Annotated in this window: 15 protein-coding genes; 10 read left to right on the forward strand and 5 right to left on the reverse strand. The window is 63.7% G+C overall.

The genetic code is table 11. The features are described from left to right. Nucleotides 1-12: 12 nt before the first annotated feature. From AC07VI_RS24065 to AC07VI_RS24080, 4 genes are all read left to right on the forward strand, one after another. A complete protein-coding gene (locus tag AC07VI_RS24065) occupies nt 13-498 on the forward strand; it encodes a phasin family protein (RefSeq protein WP_086144394.1) in 486 nt (161 codons plus the stop codon). A gap of 203 nt (nt 499-701) precedes the next feature. Continuing rightward, a complete protein-coding gene (locus AC07VI_RS24070) occupies nt 702-1,880 on the forward strand; it encodes an acetyl-CoA C-acetyltransferase (RefSeq protein WP_034783723.1) in 1,179 nt (392 codons plus the stop codon). 141 nt (nt 1,881-2,021) lie between these two features. After that, entirely contained in the window at nt 2,022-2,762 is a 741-nt protein-coding gene (gene phbB, locus AC07VI_RS24075) for an acetoacetyl-CoA reductase (RefSeq protein WP_086144442.1), read from the forward strand. Between the two features lie 118 nt (nt 2,763-2,880). Then, nucleotides 2,881-4,317: a hypothetical protein gene (locus tag AC07VI_RS24080; RefSeq protein ID WP_492992105.1), complete on the forward strand. Its 1,437-nt coding sequence runs from the start codon at nt 2,881-2,883 to the stop codon at nt 4,315-4,317. Here AC07VI_RS24080 and AC07VI_RS24085 read toward each other — a convergent pair. Next, nucleotides 4,254-4,874: a LysE family translocator gene (locus AC07VI_RS24085; protein WP_226936140.1), complete on the reverse strand. Its 621-nt coding sequence runs from the start codon at nt 4,872-4,874 to the stop codon at nt 4,254-4,256. The two genes, AC07VI_RS24080 and AC07VI_RS24085, sit on opposite strands and share 64 nt — an antisense overlap. Nucleotides 4,875-5,038: 164 nt before the next feature. Here AC07VI_RS24085 and AC07VI_RS24090 point away from each other — a divergent pair, with 164 nt between their 5' ends. The 4 genes from AC07VI_RS24090 to AC07VI_RS24105 all read left to right on the forward strand — a co-directional run bounded on the left by AC07VI_RS24090 (nt 5,039) and on the right by AC07VI_RS24105 (nt 7,598). Further along, entirely contained in the window at nt 5,039-5,521 is a 483-nt protein-coding gene (locus AC07VI_RS24090; RefSeq protein WP_086144396.1) for an Lrp/AsnC family transcriptional regulator, read from the forward strand. 82 nt (nt 5,522-5,603) lie between these two features. Further along, entirely contained in the window at nt 5,604-6,560 is a 957-nt protein-coding gene (gene pip, locus AC07VI_RS24095; RefSeq protein ID WP_086144397.1) for a prolyl aminopeptidase, read from the forward strand. A 97-nt stretch (nt 6,561-6,657) separates the two neighbouring features. Beyond that, nucleotides 6,658-7,098: a DUF2721 domain-containing protein gene (locus tag AC07VI_RS24100; RefSeq protein WP_086144398.1), complete on the forward strand. Its 441-nt coding sequence runs from the start codon at nt 6,658-6,660 to the stop codon at nt 7,096-7,098. Between the two features lie 44 nt (nt 7,099-7,142). After that, nucleotides 7,143-7,598 carry a hypothetical protein gene (locus AC07VI_RS24105; RefSeq protein WP_086144399.1) on the forward strand — a complete coding sequence of 152 codons (456 nt, stop codon included), beginning with the start codon at nt 7,143-7,145 and terminating at the stop codon, nt 7,596-7,598. Nucleotide 7,599: 1 nt separating this feature from the next. On the opposite strand, the gene AC07VI_RS24110 is transcribed toward AC07VI_RS24105, so the two are convergent. Next, entirely contained in the window at nt 7,600-8,181 is a 582-nt protein-coding gene (locus tag AC07VI_RS24110; protein WP_172404668.1) for an SRPBCC family protein, read from the reverse strand. Nucleotides 8,182-8,342: 161 nt separating this feature from the next. On the opposite strand from AC07VI_RS24110, the gene AC07VI_RS24115 reads away from it, so the two are divergent. Then, nucleotides 8,343-10,388 carry an NADPH-dependent 2,4-dienoyl-CoA reductase gene (locus tag AC07VI_RS24115; protein WP_099374844.1) on the forward strand — a complete coding sequence of 682 codons (2,046 nt, stop codon included), beginning with the start codon at nt 8,343-8,345 and terminating at the stop codon, nt 10,386-10,388. A gap of 74 nt (nt 10,389-10,462) precedes the next feature. On the opposite strand, the gene AC07VI_RS24120 is transcribed toward AC07VI_RS24115, so the two are convergent. The 3 genes from AC07VI_RS24120 to AC07VI_RS24130 form a co-directional block, all read right to left on the reverse strand. Continuing rightward, the gene (locus AC07VI_RS24120) at nt 10,463-12,172 is read right to left on the reverse strand and encodes a cation:proton antiporter domain-containing protein (protein ID WP_086144401.1); all 1,710 of its coding nucleotides are present in this window, start codon (nt 12,170-12,172) and stop codon (nt 10,463-10,465) included. 212 nt (nt 12,173-12,384) lie between these two features. Next, entirely contained in the window at nt 12,385-13,506 is a 1,122-nt protein-coding gene (locus AC07VI_RS24125) for a beta-ketoacyl-ACP synthase III (protein ID WP_099374845.1), read from the reverse strand. 175 nt (nt 13,507-13,681) lie between these two features. Continuing rightward, nucleotides 13,682-15,121 carry a S41 family peptidase gene (locus AC07VI_RS24130; protein WP_086144403.1) on the reverse strand — a complete coding sequence of 480 codons (1,440 nt, stop codon included), beginning with the start codon at nt 15,119-15,121 and terminating at the stop codon, nt 13,682-13,684. Between the two features lie 363 nt (nt 15,122-15,484). On the opposite strand from AC07VI_RS24130, the gene AC07VI_RS24135 reads away from it, so the two are divergent. Beyond that, the gene (locus AC07VI_RS24135) at nt 15,485-15,706 is read left to right on the forward strand and encodes a hypothetical protein (protein WP_086144404.1); all 222 of its coding nucleotides are present in this window, start codon (nt 15,485-15,487) and stop codon (nt 15,704-15,706) included. Nucleotide 15,707: the final 1 nt, after the last annotated feature.

Genomic DNA, 15,707 nt, shown 5'->3' on the forward strand with positions numbered 1-15,707 from the left:
GGGAGGGACGACATGTTTTCATTTTCCGAGCAATGGGCACTGGCCGGCAAGGCCGTGGCGGAAGCACAATTGATCGCGGCGCAAGCGTATGCCCGGGCCGCCGTCGACAGCGGTGCCAGCGTACTGGACTTGCAGATCGATGCGGCGCGCACGGCGCTGGCTGCCGCTACGGTAGCGGGCAATCAGCTGTTGTCCGTGAAGGACCCGCAAGCGCTGCTGCAACTGTCGCGCGCGCAGTCGCAGCTGGCCATCGAACGCATCGGTGCATATGGCCGCCAGGCAAAGGATGTTGCTCAGGAAACCCAGGAGAAATTCGATACGGTGACAAAGGGTGAGTTTGCTGCATCGCGTCAAAAATTTGGCGAGCTGTTGCAGGTGGTAAAGCAAACACCCGTACCCCTGATTATTCCCTTCAATAATTTTCTAAAAACCACTTTCGGCGGCGCCGATGAAGGGTATGATAAAAATAAAAACACGCGCCCTGCACGCCGGGCGTAAGCGTATTGCAGCCCGGCAGCGGCTATCCGCCGCGCCAGGCCGCCCGCCGCCACCGCAAGCAGGCTGACGCCGCCGCCTGCGGTGTGGCGCTGGAACTGCGGCGCATGCCGCGCTAGAATGAAACACAGCCCGTCTTCCCGGATTCACTGGATTCTATTCGTACCTTGACCTTGGCCCTCGTGGCCTGCATATCGGAGAAATAAATGGATGATGTCGTAATCGTGGCCGCCGGCCGTACCGCAGTCGGCAAATTCGGTGGCAGTCTGGCCAAGATTCCTGCGTCCGAACTGGGCGCGCACGTAATCAAGGGCTTGCTGGCACAAACCGGCATCGACCCCAACCTGATCGGCGAAGCCATCCTGGGCCAGGTGCTGACGGCCGCCGTCGGCCAGAACGCCGCGCGCCAGGCCGTCATCAAGGCCGGCTTGCCGAGCAGCATACCCGCCTTCACCATCAACAAGGTGTGCGGCAGCGGCCTGAAGGCCACGCACCTGGCGGCGCAGGCGATCAAGTGCGGCGACGCCAACATCATCATCGCCGGCGGCCAGGAAAACATGAGCGCTTCGCCGCACGCGATGAACGGTTCGCGCGACGGCTTCCGCATGGGCGACTTCAAGATGATCGACACCATGATCGTCGACGGCCTGTGGGACGTGTACAACCAGTACCACATGGGCATCACGGCGGAAAACGTCGCCAAGAAATACGAAGTGACGCGCGCCGAGCAGGATGAATTCGCGCTGCAGTCGCAGCTGAAGGCGGAAGCGGCGCAAAAAGCGGGCAAGTTCAAGGATGAAATCCTGCCGCTGGAAATCGCCAACAAAAAAGGCACGGTCGTCTTCGACAGCGACGAATATATCAAGCCCGGTTCGACCCTGGAATCGCTGGCCGGCCTGCGTCCCGCGTTCGCCAAGGACGGCACCGTCACGGCCGGCAATGCCTCGGGCCTGAACGACGGCGCCGCCGCCGTCATCATGATGTCCGCCTCGCAAGCGAAGGAACTGGGCTTGAAGCCGCTGGCGCGCATCAAGGCCTACGCCTCGTCGGGCCTGGACCCTGCCGTCATGGGCATGGGCCCCGTTTCGGCCTCGCGTCTGTGCCTGAAGAAGGCCGGCTGGACGCATGAAGAACTGGACTTGATGGAGATCAATGAAGCGTTTGCGGCGCAGGCGATCGCCGTCAACAAGGAAATGGGCTGGGATACCAGCAAGATCAACGTGAACGGCGGCGCGATTGCCATCGGCCACCCGATCGGCGCCTCGGGCGCGCGCATCCTGGTCACCCTGATCCACGAAATGATACGCCGCGACGCCAAGAAAGGCCTGGCCGCATTGTGCATCGGCGGCGGCATGGGCGTCGCTTTAGCGATCGAGCGGGATTAAGCGCTAGCACGAACCCAGGCTGTTGCGCGTACCGCGCGGCGGCCTGGTTCGATGCGGTACGCCGCCGTCATGCGGCGTTTTTGGATTGTTTTATCTAAATAATTAACTTTTTAGCAATAATACGACACTGAGGGGATGAAAATGGCAAGAGTTGCATTGGTAACTGGTGGCATGGGCGGTCTGGGCGAAGCGGTGTGTTTCAAGCTGGCGGCGCTTGGCTATCGCGTGGTGACGACCTATTCCCCGGGCAATCCGAAGGTCGCTGACTGGCTGGCGACGACCAAGGACATGGGCTATGACTTCAAGGCCTATCCTTGCGACGTGGCCGACTACGATTCGGCCGCCGCCTGCGTGGCGGCCGTGGAAAAGGATATCGGTCCCGTCGACGTGCTGGTGAATAACGCCGGCATCACGCGCGACATGACGTTCAAGAAGATGGACAAGACCAACTGGGACGCCGTGATGAGCACCAACCTCGATTCCGTCTTCAACATGACCAAGCCCGTCTGCGACGGCATGGTGGAGCGCGGCTGGGGCCGCATCATCAATATCTCGTCCGTGAACGGCCAGAAGGGCGCGTTCGGCCAGACCAACTATTCGGCCGCGAAAGCGGGCATGCACGGCTTCACCAAGTCGCTGGCGCTGGAAGTGGCGCGCAAGAACGTCACCGTCAACACCATCTCGCCCGGCTACATCGGCACCAAGATGGTCATGGCGATTCCGCAGGAAGTGCTCGACAGCAAAATCATCCCGCAAATTCCGATGGCGCGCCTGGGCAAGCCGGAAGAAGTGGCCGGCCTGGTGGCCTACCTGGCTTCCGACGAGGCAGCGTTCGTCACGGGCGCCAACATCTCGATCAACGGCGGCCAGCACATGTCGTAAGCGGTATTGCGGTAAAGCAAAAAGACAGCTGCGGCTGTCTTTTTTTATGCTTGCCAGCAAAACAAGGAGATCGCCGGATTTGCCTTAGAATCATTATTTCTTTACTGAATCATCCGCCATGACCCTTGTTCCCGCCTTGCGCCGCGCCAGCGTGCTTGCCTTCCTTTTCCTGGGCGCCAGCGCGGCCCAGGCCAGCGTCGCGTTCCACGTCACGGTGACTACCGAGCGCGTCAACAAGCCCGGCGTGAAAACCAGCCTGCCCGCGCGCGAAACGCAGGACAGCGATGTGGTGCTGGGCGAACATTTCATTAGCGTCCGCGACGGCCACACCTTGTCCGTGCTCGATTTTGCCACGCGCCGCCGCTACATGATCGATACGGCGGCGTCCACCTACGACACGTATTCGCTGTTCGACGTGGCGGGTTCGCGCGCCGCTGAGCTGGGCCACCGGCAAGGGATCGCCGGCATGTTGAAGGTGAGCGGCCTTGAGCAGCACGCAACGCCGCCCGTGTATGAGGAGCAAGCTTTGTCGGTGCTGGACAACAAGCGGCGTGGACCCTTGCTGCCACAAGTGCTCGACGGCGCCGTACTGTGGTCGCTCGACGGGCAGCCCCTGCTGCGCCTGGAGATTGCTGGAAGCCCCGTCAGCGGCGACGAGGCAGACGCGTTTGCCCAGTGGTTGCGCTACACCTGGGGCGGCCACCCGGCAGTGCTGAAGATGCTGGCCGACGGCAAGCGCATACCCGCCGCATTCACCTTGCATCATCAGCAGATTGCCGGCAAAGTCGCGCGCCATTTCCGCATCAGCGCCATGACGGCGGGCGCACCGGCCACCTATGCCTTGTCCGCGTACCGGCCCCGCCCGCTGGCGGCCGATGCGCCCGTACTCGAACGCGTACTGGCGCAGGCGGCGCTGCTGCCGCCGCTGGAACCCGGGGCGCATCCGGCGCTGCGGGCCGAAGCGGAAAAGCTGTTTGCCGCAGACCAGCCCTTCAAGGCTTTCTTGACCATGCTGGAAGACCATTTTTCCACGGGGGCGCTGGTGGAAAAGCTCACGCCGCAGCAGCAGCTGGCCATGCAGGCGTGCCAGCCCATCCATGACTTGACGCGGGCACTGCTGGCCAAGGACAAGGAAGGCATGCAGGCCGCGCTGGCCACCGTGCAGGGTTTGCGCCAGCAATATGGACTGGCCCAGCCCGTGCTGGCCTTGTTCGAGGGAACTCTGCGCGCCAGGCTGGGGCAACGGCAGGCAGCGATGGCCTTGTATCTGCAAGTACTGCAGGCCAGGCCGCAGATGGCAGCCGCGTACCAGGACCTGGGCGACGCGCTTTACGCGCAATTCGATGCGCCGAACGCCTGGCGCAGCTGGGATGCGGGCCGGGCGCTGGCGCCCGGCTTGCGGCAATTTCGCAAGGTTAACGACCTGGAGCGGGACTTGCTGCGGGATTACCCCGCTTTTTTTGACGGCGGGGCGCCGCTGCCGCTGAAGGATCAGCCCAGCACCAGCCGTCCCGCCAGCAGCACGAAGACGGTCGGCAGCACGAACTTGCCGTAAGGCGAGGGCTTGCCGCGCAGGCGGCGCGCCAGGCGCGCGGCCAGCACGGCGTACAGGGCGTCGAACAGCAGGCCCACCAGCACCAGGATGGCGCCCAGGCGCAGGTATTGCAGGCCGACGCCGTCGCTGCCGGCGACGAATTGCGGCAGGAACATGCTGCAAAACAGCAAGGCTTTCGGATTGAGCAGATTCGTCAGGAAACCGCGCACGAGGCTGGCGCCGGCGCCGTGCGCCGTGGCGGGCGCGGCATCTTCCCGCGCCGTGCTGTTCGACAGGGCCGACTGCAGCAGGCGCAGCGCCAGGTACAGCAGGTAGGCGGCGCCCGCCCATTTCACCCATTGCAGGGCTTGCGGATGCGTCACCATCAGCGCCGCCAGGCCCGCGCCCGACAGTGCCACATGCACGGCGCGCGCGCCGGCGATGCCCAGCGCCGTCACCAGCGCCGTGGCCACGCCGCGCGCGGCGCCCGTCGCCAGCACCAGCGCCATGTCGGGGCCCGGCAATAAAAAGGCGCCGGCCAGTGCCAGCAGGTACATCAGGAAGGTAGAATCGGACATGGCGCAGCTTGGTCACAGGCAAAAGTAAGGGCGGGAGCAACGGCAGCTTGCCGCCTGCTCGCCGGACTCCATTATCTTCTTGCTGTGATGAAATGTGCTTGCTTTTCCTGCCCGCCATGCCCTAGTATTCGGGTAGATTCCACTCCCGCAGCGATAATAATTAGATGAAAATTTCAGAAGTTAGCCTCGACGCCACCGATTTGCAGATTCTGCGCCTGTTGCAGGATGAAGGACGGCTGTCCAACGCGCGCCTGGCCGAGCGCTTGAAACTGAGCGAAACGCCCGTCTGGCGCCGCCTGCGCCGCCTGGAAGACGAGGGTTTTATTACCGGCTACCAGGCTTTGCTCAACCGCAAGAAGCTGGGCATCGGCCTGGTGGCGTTCGTGCGCGTGGTGTTTGCCAACCATGGCGGCGAGCAGCCGTCGCAGTTCGAGCAAGCCATCGCGACAATACCCGAGATCTTGTCCTGCCACAATGTGGCGGGCGAAGCCGATTATTTCCTGCAAGTGGTGGCGCGCGACCTGGAAGCGTACGGCGAATTCGTCTCGACCGTGCTGCGCCGCCTGCCGGGCGTGGCGGAAATCCAGTCCAGCCTGTCCATGCGCGAAATCAAGTCGTCGAACCGCCTGCCCTTGCCGCTGGCCTGAGCCACCGGGGCCGCACTATAATTGGACCGGTTGCCAGCAATTGTGCCTGGCAGCCTGACCGCCATTCCAAGGACCGCTCGCCATGCCCGATTCCCTCACTCCCCTGTTCCCCGTCCTGTCGCCGAACCGGCACGGCATGCTGGCCGTCGATGACGTGCACACCATTTACTGGGAAGAGTGCGGCAACCCCGACGGCATCCCCGTGCTGTTCCTGCATGGCGGCCCCGGTGCGGGCCTGTCGCCGCAGCACCGCCGCTTTTTCGACCCGCAGCGCTACCGCGTGATCCTGTTCGACCAGCGCGGCGCCGGCAAGTCCACGCCGCTGGGCGAGTGGCGCAACAATACGACGCAGCTGCTGATCGACGACATCGAAACGCTGCGCGCCCGGTTCGGCATCGCGCAATGGCTGGTGTTTGGCGGTTCCTGGGGCTCGACCCTGGCGCTGGCCTACGGCCAGGCGCATCCGGAGGCTTGCCTCGGTTTCGTGCTGCGCGGCATTTTCCTGTGCACGCAGGCGGAAATCGACTGGTTCATCGACGGCGTGCGCTGGTTTTATCCGGACCTGTATGAGGAATTCGCCGCGCCCATACCGCTCGAGGAACGGGGCGACCTGCTGGCGGCCTACGTGAAACGCATCCTCAGCAGCGATCCGGACGTGTACTGGCCGGCCGCGCGGGCCTGGAGCCGCTTCGAAGGGCGGCGCGTGTATCTGCTGCCGCAAGCGGAAGATGCGCCGAACGACGCGCTGGACCTGGGCGTGGGCCGGCTCGAATCGCATTACATGGCCAACCTGGGTTTCATGGAAGAAGACCAGCTGATCCGCGACATGGGCCGCATCGCGCATTTACCGGCCGTCATCGTGCAGGGCCGCTACGACGCCATCTGCCCGCCGCTGTCGGCCTACCGCCTGCACCAGGCCTGGCCCGGTTCCCAGCTGGAAATGATTCCGGATGCCGGCCATGGCGCCCTGGAGCATGGCATCGCCTCGGCGCTGGTGCGCGCCACCGGGCGTTTCGCGCCGGGGCGCGGCTTCGCATGAGGCCGCAAAGCGCCCGGCCGGCGCGCGCCACCTGCTACACTATGGCCTGTACAGGCGCCACGGTCGGGCGCCGGTGTGAACCCACGACTTTTTATCCATGAACATACAGATCGGCGACATCGGCCATATCATCCAGCTGGCCATCGCGCCGGTTTTTCTGTTGACCGGCATCGGCACCATGCTGGTGGTGCTGACCAACCGCCTGGGCCGCATCATCGACCGCACGCGCGTGCTGGAAGACCGGCTCGACATCGGCTACAACGATTTTTATATGGATGAGCTGGATACGCTCTATAAGCGTACCCATCTGATCAATTATTCGATTTCCCTCAGCACGGCGTGCGGTTTCTTCGTCTGCGTCATCATCGCCATGCTGTTTTTGGGCGATATTCTGAACCTGACCCTGGACAAATACATCGCCGCCTTCTTCGTGCTGGCCGTGGTTTGCCTGATCGGCTGTTTTATTTATTTACTGCGCGAAATTTACCTGGCCGCCAGGGCCCAGCGCATCCGGCGCCATATCCGTCCGCCCCGTTAAGCGGCCGCGCCGGTTTTACCCTACTATTGAAGAACGAGTCCCGTATGCACGATTACAAACGCCCCCCCACCCTGCACCGCTACGGCCAGCGCAGCGAACTCGAACTGGCGCTGAGCCAGGGCCAGTTCCGCCTGACGCCGGCGGGCAATTGTTTGACCCTCAGCTTTTCGCAGGTATGGGACAAGAAACTGTTCGATTTGTTCGCCCCGGCCGACGCTTGTTTGATCATCCACAATACGGAAGAATTCGGCGAACGCCTGCACCGCGCCGTGCAGCGCACCTTGCCCAGCTGGGCCGGCATTGACGGCATCGTCGAATACGGCCAGCGCGCCGCCCTGGGCGCCGCCTTCACCAAGACGCGCGCCGAAGCCCTGGAACAGGAATGGCTGTTCGCCTGGCGCTCGATGCAGCCGCAGGCCAGCCTCAACCCTGTCACCGTGAAGCTGGGCAGCCTGGAAAACTTCGCGGAAATCCGCGACCGCGACACCTATCTGGCTTGATTTATCCGGATTTATCGGCGTGCTGGCTGTCGATGCGGGTGAGCACGGCCGCCATCATGCGCTCGATATCGCCGCGTATCATGGTCGTGCCCAGCATGCCGGGCACATAGAAGCCCGGCATCAGCCGACTGGAAAAGACGATGCGCGTGCCGCCCGTCTCGGGCACCGGATACAGATTCCAGCGCGATTCGTAGTGCCGCATGTCGCCCGAAATGAGGGCGATGTCGATGGCCGTGAACGGCGTTTCCGTGGCCCGCACCACCAGGTGGATGCCGTGGTTCATGAACAGGAAGCGGGCCACGCCCTGCTGCTCGATGATCACTTCATTGCCGTTGCGCGACAGCACGCGGCAGGAACTGAGGTCGGGCACGAATTCGCTCATGCGCTCGTAGGTGGTCAGGGTCTTCCACACGGAAGCCGGCGGCGCCAGCACGCTGCCGCTGGCATCGACTTCATACATGCGCTGCCCGTCGACCTCGATGCGCTTGACGTCGACCTTCAGCCGCTCCAGGCGTGGCGCCTGCGCCAGCGCGCTAGCGGGGACGGCGCACAGCAGCAGCAGGCAGAGGAAGAGTCGCTTCATGCTACCTAGCCTACGGGAAAGTACCGCCCGGCACAAGCTGCGTGTGCCGCCCGCGGCGGCGCCGGCGTGGTTTTAGAACTCCCGGTCTAGAGAAAGTCGCTGCGGTGATCGTCAATGCTTGTTACCGTACGGCCTGCTGACCTATCTCTATCGGACCGACCATGACTGCCTATCCCCATCTGCTGGCCCCGCTCGACCTGGGCTTCACCACCTTGCGCAACCGCGTCATCATGGGTTCCATGCACACGGGCCTGGAAGACCGTTTTTATCATTATGGCAAGCTCGCCGCGTTTTACCGCGAACGGGCGCGCGGCGGCGTGGGGCTGATCGTCACGGGCGGCATCTCGCCGAACCGGCAAGGCTGGCTGCTGCCGTTCGGCGGCACCTTGAATTTCCTCGGCGACGTGCCGAACCACCGCAAGGTGACGCGCGCCGTGCACGAGGAGGGCGGCAAGATCGTCATGCAGATCCTGCATGCGGGCCGCTATGGCTACCAGCCCTTCGTCGTCTCGGCATCGGCAAAAAAGTCGCCGATTTCGCCGTTCCGCCCCCGTCCCCTGACGGAACGGGGCATCGAGCGCACCATCTGCGACTACGTGCGCTGCGCGCGCCTGGCGCAAAAGGCCGGCTACGACGGCATCGAAGTGATGGGCAGCGAGGGCTATCTGCTAAACCAGTTCCTGTGCGCGCGCACGAATCTGCGCCAGGACCGCTGGGGCGGCACGATCGGGAACCGCATGCGCCTGCCCGTGGAGATCGTGCGCCGCATCCGCGCCGCCGTCGGCCCCAATTTCATCATCATGTACCGCCATTCGCTGCTCGACCTGGTCGAGGGCGGCAATAGCTGGGACGACGTGGTGACGGTGGCCAAGGCGCTGGAGCAGGCCGGCGTAAGCATTCTCAATACGGGCTTCGGCTGGCATGAGGCAAGAGTCCCCACCATCGTCACCTCGGTGCCGCGCGCCGCGTTTGCCTCCGTGGCGGGCCGGCTGCGCCGCGAAGTGACCATTCCCGTGGTGGCGTCGAACCGCATCAACATGCCGCACGAGGCCAACGCCCTCCTGGAACGGGGCGACTGCGACCTGGTGTCGATGGCGCGCCCCTTCCTGGCCGACCCTGACTTTGTCGCCAAGGCCGCTTCGGGCCGCGCCGACGAGATCAACACCTGCATCGGCTGCAACCAGGCCTGCCTCGACCACACCTTTGCCAACAAGCGCGCCAGCTGCCTCGTCAACCCGCGCGCCTGCCATGAAACGGAACTCGTCTACGCGAAAAAGGCCGTGCCGCGCCGGGTGGCCGTCGTCGGCGCCGGCCCCGCCGGCCTGTCGGCCGCCACCGTGGCCGATGAATGCGGGCACGAGGTAACCCTGTTCGACAGCAGCGACAGCGTGGGCGGCCAGTTCAAGGTGGCCATGCAGATACCGGGCAAGGAAGAATTCACGGAAACCATCCGCTATTTTGCGCGCCGCATCGCCTTGTCGAAGATCAAGCTGCGCCTGGGCCAGCGCGTCACGCGCGAGCAGTTGCTGGCCGGCGGCTATGACGACGTCATCATCGCCACCGGCATCAAGGTGCGCCTGCCCGCCATTCCCGGCATCGACCACCCGAAAGTGCTGTCCTACCTGGACGTGCTGCAAAGCAAGAAGCCTGTCGGGGCGCGCGTGGCCATCATCGGCGCGGGGGGCATCGGCTTCGATGTGGGCGAGTATCTGCTGCACGACCCGGCGCACCCGCTGCCCCAGCCAGTCGCCACGTGGGCCGGCGAGTGGGGCGTGGACCTGGATGCGGCCAGCGGCGGCGGACTGGTGCCGCCCGTCGCGTCCACCCCCGTGCGGCAAATCTTCCTGTTGCAGCGCAAGACGTCGAAAGTGGGCGCGGGCCTGGGCAAGACCTCGGGCTGGGTGCACCGCGCGGCGCTGGCCCGCAACGGCGTGGCCATGCTGGCCGGCGTCACCTACGACAAGATCGACGGGCAGGGCTTGCACATCACCGTGGGCGGCGAGCAGCGCCTGCTGGCGGTCGATAACGTGGTCATCTGCGCCGGCCAGGACAGCCTGACGGAACTCATGCCGCCAGTCGGCAAGGACGGCAAGCCGCTTGCGTCGGGCGGCCCCCGCTTCCATAAAATCGGCGGCGCCGCGCTGGCGGCGGAGCTCGACGCCAAGCGGGCGATACGCGAAGGGGCGGAGCTGGCCGCGAGTTTATAAATCGAAGGCCGGGGTCAGACGGGGACGCCGAGTCCCGCCGGGTCTGACCCCAAATAGCGCTGCACGTGCCGTTATTAATGGCCATGCCCCTTCTTCGCCGCATCAAAACTCTGCAGCACGTGCTCGGCCATGCCATTGGCCAGTTCGTGTTCGCCGATGAACACCTTGCCCGCGTTTTCCGCGCGCAGCAATTCCGCCTCTTCCTCGCTGTGCGTGCGCACCACCGTCATGATGGACGGGTTCAGCGCACGCGCCGTCTCGATCATGGCGCGCACGTGGAAGGTGTCGGGCGTGGCGATGACGAGCATGGTGGCGTGCGTGATGTGCGCCTGGATCAGCACGGCCGGTTCGCCTGCATTGCCGGCCACGGCCGGAATGCCCTGCTTGCGCAACTGGTCGACGATGTCGCGGTTTTCCTCGGCCACGACAAAATGGATGCCCCGCTCCATCAGGGCGGCGGCGATGCGCCGGCCCACGCGGCCGTAACCGACGAGGACGATCTGGCCCGAGAGCTTTTCCTGCGGCACCGTCATCGGCAGCTCGGCCAGCGGGTCCGTCGTGCGTTCGAACTTGCGGGCGAAATCGCTGTTGCCGATCACGCGCAGCAGCGGCTTGGCCATGCTGAACACGAGCGGGTTAAGGGCGATCGACAGGATGGCGCCGGCCAGGATCAGGCTTTGCCCTTCCTGCGGCATCAGGCCCAGGGACAGGCCCAGGGCGGCCAGGATGAACGAGAATTCGCCGATCTGCGCCAGGCTGGCCGAGACGATGATGGCCGTTTTCGGCGGATAGCGCAGGGCCATCACGAGCAGGAAGGCGGCGATCGACTTGCCGAAGATGATGATGGCGCACACGGCCAGCACCTGCAGCGGCTTGTCGATGAGGATGGTCGGCTCGAACAGCATGCCGACGGAGACGAAGAACAGCACGGCGAACGCGTCGCGCAGGGGCAGGGATTCTTCCGCGGCGCGGTGGCTCAGTTCAGACTCGCGCAGCACCATGCCGGCGAAGAAGGCGCCCAGCGCGAACGACACGCCGAACAGCTTGGTCGAAGCGTAGGCGATGCCGACGGCGGCGGCAATCACGCACAGGGTGAACAGCTCGCGCGAGCCGGTGCGCGCCACTTGCCACAAGATCCACGGGAACAGCTTGCGGCCGACGACCAGCATGAAGATGATGAAACCGGCCACCTGCCCCAAGGTAACTGCCAGGGTTTGCCACAGGCTGGCCGCCTCGGCGCCCGGCGCGACCTTGCCGCCCAGCGCGCCGGCGAAGGCCGGCAGCAGCACGAGGACCAGGACGGTGACGAGGTCTTCCACCACCAGCCAGCCGACGGCGATGCGCCCATTGAGCGAATCGAGGATGCCCCGTTCTTCCAGCGCGCGCAGCAGCACCACGGTACTGGCCACGGACAGGGCCAGGCCGAAGATCAGCCCGCCGCCGAGGCTCCAGCCCCACCAGTGGGCCAGGCCCATGCCCATCGCCGTGGCGACGCCGATCTGCAGGATGGCGCCAGGCAGCGCGATCTTGCGTACATCCCATAAATCTTCGACGGAAAAATGCAAGCCGACACCGAACATCATCAGCATCACCCCGATTTCCGCCAATTGTCCCGCTATTTCCGCATCCGCCACAAAACCGGGCGTGGCCGGTCCGATGATGATGCCGGCGGCCAGATAGCCGACCAGGGCCGGCAGTTTCAGGCGCGCGGCGATGAAGCCGAAGATGAGGCCGAACCCGAGGGCGGCGGCGATGGTGGTGATCAGGCTGATGTCATGGGGCATGCGTGTGGGGTTCCTTCATGGAGAGGTGCGGATGGAAAAAGATGTTGCTCAGCGGCCAAGTATAAACGCATCAAAGGCCGTGCCGGAAAATTTCCTGCGGCTTTATTGCAAAAAACCCGTGCTATATCTTCGTCCAGCTGGCCGCGAACGCCCGCCTATCCACCGCGAACAGCGCCCAATTCAAGCAATCAGGCGCTTCGCCCCCCAGGCGCCTACACCTTGCGCACGACCACGCAGCCGATGGAATAGCCGGCGCCGAACGAGCAGATGACGCCGGTGCTGCCCGCCGCCATATCATCTTGATATTTATGGAAGGCAATGATCGAACCAGCCGACGAGGTGTTGGCATAGGTGTCGAGGATGACGGGCGCCTCGTTCTCCTGCGCGTCGCGGCCCAGGATCAGGCGCGCGATCAGCAAGTTCATGTTCAGGTTGGCCTGGTGCAGCCAGTAGCGGGAGACTTGCGCCACTTCCACGCCGGCCTTGGCCAGCGTCGCCTTGATCATCTCGGCCGCCATCGGGCACACTTCCTTGAAGACCTTGCGCCCTTGCTGGCGGAACAATTTGTCGGCCTTGCCCACGCCGGACTCGTCAAAACGGTTGAGGAAGCCGAAATTGTTGCGGATGGCGTTAGAAAAGCGCGTTTTGAGTTCCGTGCCGATGATTTCGAACTGGTGCGTAGAGACGGCCGTGTCTTTCGCTTCGACGATGATGGCCGTGCAGGCGTCGCCGAAAATGAAATGGCTGTCGCGGTCGCGCCAGTTCAGGTGGCCGCTGGTGATTTCGGGATTGAGGACCAGCACGGCGCGCGCCTGGCCGCTTTGCACGGCGGCCACGGCTTGCTGGATGCCGAAGGTGGCCGACGAACATGCCACGTTCATATCAAAACCATAACCATCGATGCCGAGCGCATCCTGCACTTCCACGGCCATGGCCGGGTAGGCGCGCTGCATATTGCTGCACGCCACCAGCACCATGTCGATGTCGGCCGGCGCGCGGCCGGCGCGCGCCAGGGCGTCTTTGGCGGCGGCGACCGCCATTTCCGCCTGTAAGGACAATTCGTCGTCGCCCCGTTCCGCAATGCGCGAGACCATGCGCGCCGGGTCGAGGATGCCTTCCTTTTCCATCACGAAGCGCGACTTGATGCCGGACGCCTTTTCGATGAAGGCCACGCTCGACAGGTCCAGCGCCGTCACCGTGCCCGCGGCGATCGCGTCGGCGTGATCGGCATTGAACTTTTCTGCGTAGGCATTGAAGCAGGTGACCAGCTCTTCGTTGGAGATCGAAAATGGCGGCGTGTACAGTCCGGTCCCGCTGATGACGACTTGTTTCATGGTTAAACTTTCAAATTTGGCAATCGGCGCGGCGCCGATAAGTGAAGCAAATTTTACACAAACGGGCTCGACTGTAGAGAGTTTCGTGTTGCGGGGCAGGGGGAAGTGTGGCGGAAGATTGATTTTTGTCGCGTGGACGGCTGATCGGGGGGCATGGCGCCCCCCGTGGGACGGCTTACTTCTGCTGTTCTTTCTTGACGTCGGCCTGCACCACCACCGGTTCCGCCTTGGCCAGCTGCACCGGTAAACCTTTCAGGTGGTTCAGCGCCTGGTGCAATTGAAAATCGTCCTTGCTGCCGAATTCCAGCGGCTTGCGGGTCTTTTCCAGGGCGATGATGCGCAATTGCTCTTCCATTTCGTCGTTGACGGGGGCGGCCTTGGCGCTTTCCTTGTCGCGGTCGTTGCTCAGGTGCTTGGTCAGGTCCGCTTCGCGGATGCGCAAGCCATTCAAGCCGTCGCCGTCCGCATTTTCATCGACGAGCAGGTCGGGCACGATGCCCTTGGCCTGGATCGAGCGGCCGTTCGGCGTGTAGTAGCGGGCCGTCGTCAGCTTGACGGCCGTGTCGGCCGTCAGCTGGCGGATGGTTTGCACGGAACCCTTGCCGAAGGTTTGCGTGCCGATGATGGTGGCCCGTTTGTAGTCCTGCAGGGCGCCGGCGACGATCTCCGAGGCCGAGGCCGACCCCGTGTTGACGAGCACCACCAGCGGCACTTTCTTGATGGCGGCCGGCAATTTTGCCAGCGCGTCGCCTTCCGAGCGGAAGGTATAGTATTCGGCGCGGCCGTAGAACACCTGTTTCGAGTCCGGCAACTGGCCGTTGGTCGAGACGATGGCCGCGTCCTTCGGCAGGAAGGCGGCCGAGACGCCGATGGCGCCCTGCAGCACGCCGCCCGGGTCGTTGCGCAGGTCCAGCACCATGCCCTTGAGGTTCGGGTCTTGCTGGTACAGGGCCGTGATCTGCGCGGCCATGTCGTCGACGGTCGGTTCCTGGAACTGCGATACGCGCAGCCAGGCGTAGCCCGGCTCGACCATCTTCGCCTTCACGCTCTTTTGATGGATTTCCTCGCGCGTGATGGTGAAGGCCAGCGGCTGCGGTTCATCCTTGCGGGCAATGGTCAGCGACACCTTGGTGCCCGGCTCGCCGCGCATGCGCTTGACATTGTCGTCCAGGCTGATGCCCTTGACGGGCTGGCCATCGAGGCGCGTGATCAAATCGCCGGCCTTGATGCCGGCGCGGTAGGCGGGCGAATCCTCGATGGGCGAGACGATCCGGATGTAGCCGTCTTCGCTCAGGCCGATTTCGATGCCCAGGCCGACGAACTTGCCTTCGGAGCCTTCGCGCAGCTCGGCGTAGGCTTTCTTGTCCAGGTAGGCGGAATGGGGGTCGAGCGAGGCGACCATGCCGGCAATGGCGTCTTCCAGCAGCTTCTTGTCTTCGACGGGCTCGACGTAATCGGACTTGATCAGGCCAAACACGTCGGCCAGCTGGCGCAACTCTTCCAGGGGCAGGGGCGGTTCGACGGTTTTTTGCGCCATCGCCGAAAATTGCAGCGAGACGGCGACGCCGGCCACCACGCCCAGGCCGATCAAGCCGGTATTTTTGAGTTTGCCCATATTTCCACCTGTGAATGTCGTGCACAAGCGCCAGTCCCCGTGGAGCGGCGCTTTCCTGAAAGTATAGACCTGAATCTCTGCCCATGTGGGCCGGCCGTGGAAAATCCGTGCCTGGAGCCAGTCTACGCGTGAAAACGGGGCTGCCGGCTTGCCATATGTTGCGGTTTTGTATGCGATGTATAGTTACTCTTGAGGGGAGTAAGCATTTGTAAGAGTCGAAAAAAAGCATGTGCGGCGGGCCTATAGTGAATTCGCATTCTCGACCCGAAGTGGTTTTGCCTGCGTCCGCGGACGCAGGCTTTTTTTTATCGGCGGGCGCAGTCTCATTTAGACTGGCGCTTCCTCCTTGGCAGCAGATAAAAAATGTTAACTGATTTGCAGGCACGTGCCGCGCTCACAGCGCTGATTGAAAAGTATCTGCAGGGGCGGTATCCCGATGCCGGCCTGCTGATCGACATCGTTCAGGATCCGTCACGGCAAGTGCCGATTCGGGGTGTGCTCGAAGATATCGGACAGGTCAGCGACACGCAGTTCACGCAACAGGAGCGGGCGCTGATCGACGACCTGCTGTATCTGTATGGATAAG

The sequence above is a fragment of the Janthinobacterium sp. GW821-FHT03A03 genome (genome assembly GCF_059421435.1).

What these genes read in the sequence shown, in the direction of transcription:
- AC07VI_RS24070 (WP_034783723.1), top strand. Translation starts at nt 702, where the DNA reads ATGGATGATGTCGTAATCGTGGCCGCCGGCCGTACCGCAGTCGGCAAA.
- AC07VI_RS24120 (WP_086144401.1), bottom strand. Translation starts at nt 12,172, where the DNA reads ATGCCCCATGACATCAGCCTGATCACCACCATCGCCGCCGCCCTCGGG.
- AC07VI_RS24110 (WP_172404668.1), bottom strand. Translation starts at nt 8,181, where the DNA reads ATGAAGCGACTCTTCCTCTGCCTGCTGCTGCTGTGCGCCGTCCCCGCT.
- AC07VI_RS24105 (WP_086144399.1), top strand. Translation starts at nt 7,143, where the DNA reads ATGCACGATTACAAACGCCCCCCCACCCTGCACCGCTACGGCCAGCGC.
- AC07VI_RS24080 (WP_492992105.1), top strand. Translation starts at nt 2,881, where the DNA reads ATGACCCTTGTTCCCGCCTTGCGCCGCGCCAGCGTGCTTGCCTTCCTT.
- AC07VI_RS24130 (WP_086144403.1), bottom strand. Translation starts at nt 15,121, where the DNA reads ATGGGCAAACTCAAAAATACCGGCTTGATCGGCCTGGGCGTGGTGGCC.
- phbB (WP_086144442.1), top strand. Translation starts at nt 2,022, where the DNA reads ATGGCAAGAGTTGCATTGGTAACTGGTGGCATGGGCGGTCTGGGCGAA.
- AC07VI_RS24125 (WP_099374845.1), bottom strand. Translation starts at nt 13,506, where the DNA reads ATGAAACAAGTCGTCATCAGCGGGACCGGACTGTACACGCCGCCATTT.
- AC07VI_RS24085 (WP_226936140.1), bottom strand. Translation starts at nt 4,874, where the DNA reads ATGTCCGATTCTACCTTCCTGATGTACCTGCTGGCACTGGCCGGCGCC.
- AC07VI_RS24100 (WP_086144398.1), top strand. Translation starts at nt 6,658, where the DNA reads ATGAACATACAGATCGGCGACATCGGCCATATCATCCAGCTGGCCATC.
- AC07VI_RS24090 (WP_086144396.1), top strand. Translation starts at nt 5,039, where the DNA reads ATGAAAATTTCAGAAGTTAGCCTCGACGCCACCGATTTGCAGATTCTG.
- AC07VI_RS24135 (WP_086144404.1), top strand. Translation starts at nt 15,485, where the DNA reads ATGTTAACTGATTTGCAGGCACGTGCCGCGCTCACAGCGCTGATTGAA.
- AC07VI_RS24115 (WP_099374844.1), top strand. Translation starts at nt 8,343, where the DNA reads ATGACTGCCTATCCCCATCTGCTGGCCCCGCTCGACCTGGGCTTCACC.
- AC07VI_RS24065 (WP_086144394.1), top strand. Translation starts at nt 13, where the DNA reads ATGTTTTCATTTTCCGAGCAATGGGCACTGGCCGGCAAGGCCGTGGCG.
- pip (WP_086144397.1), top strand. Translation starts at nt 5,604, where the DNA reads ATGCCCGATTCCCTCACTCCCCTGTTCCCCGTCCTGTCGCCGAACCGG.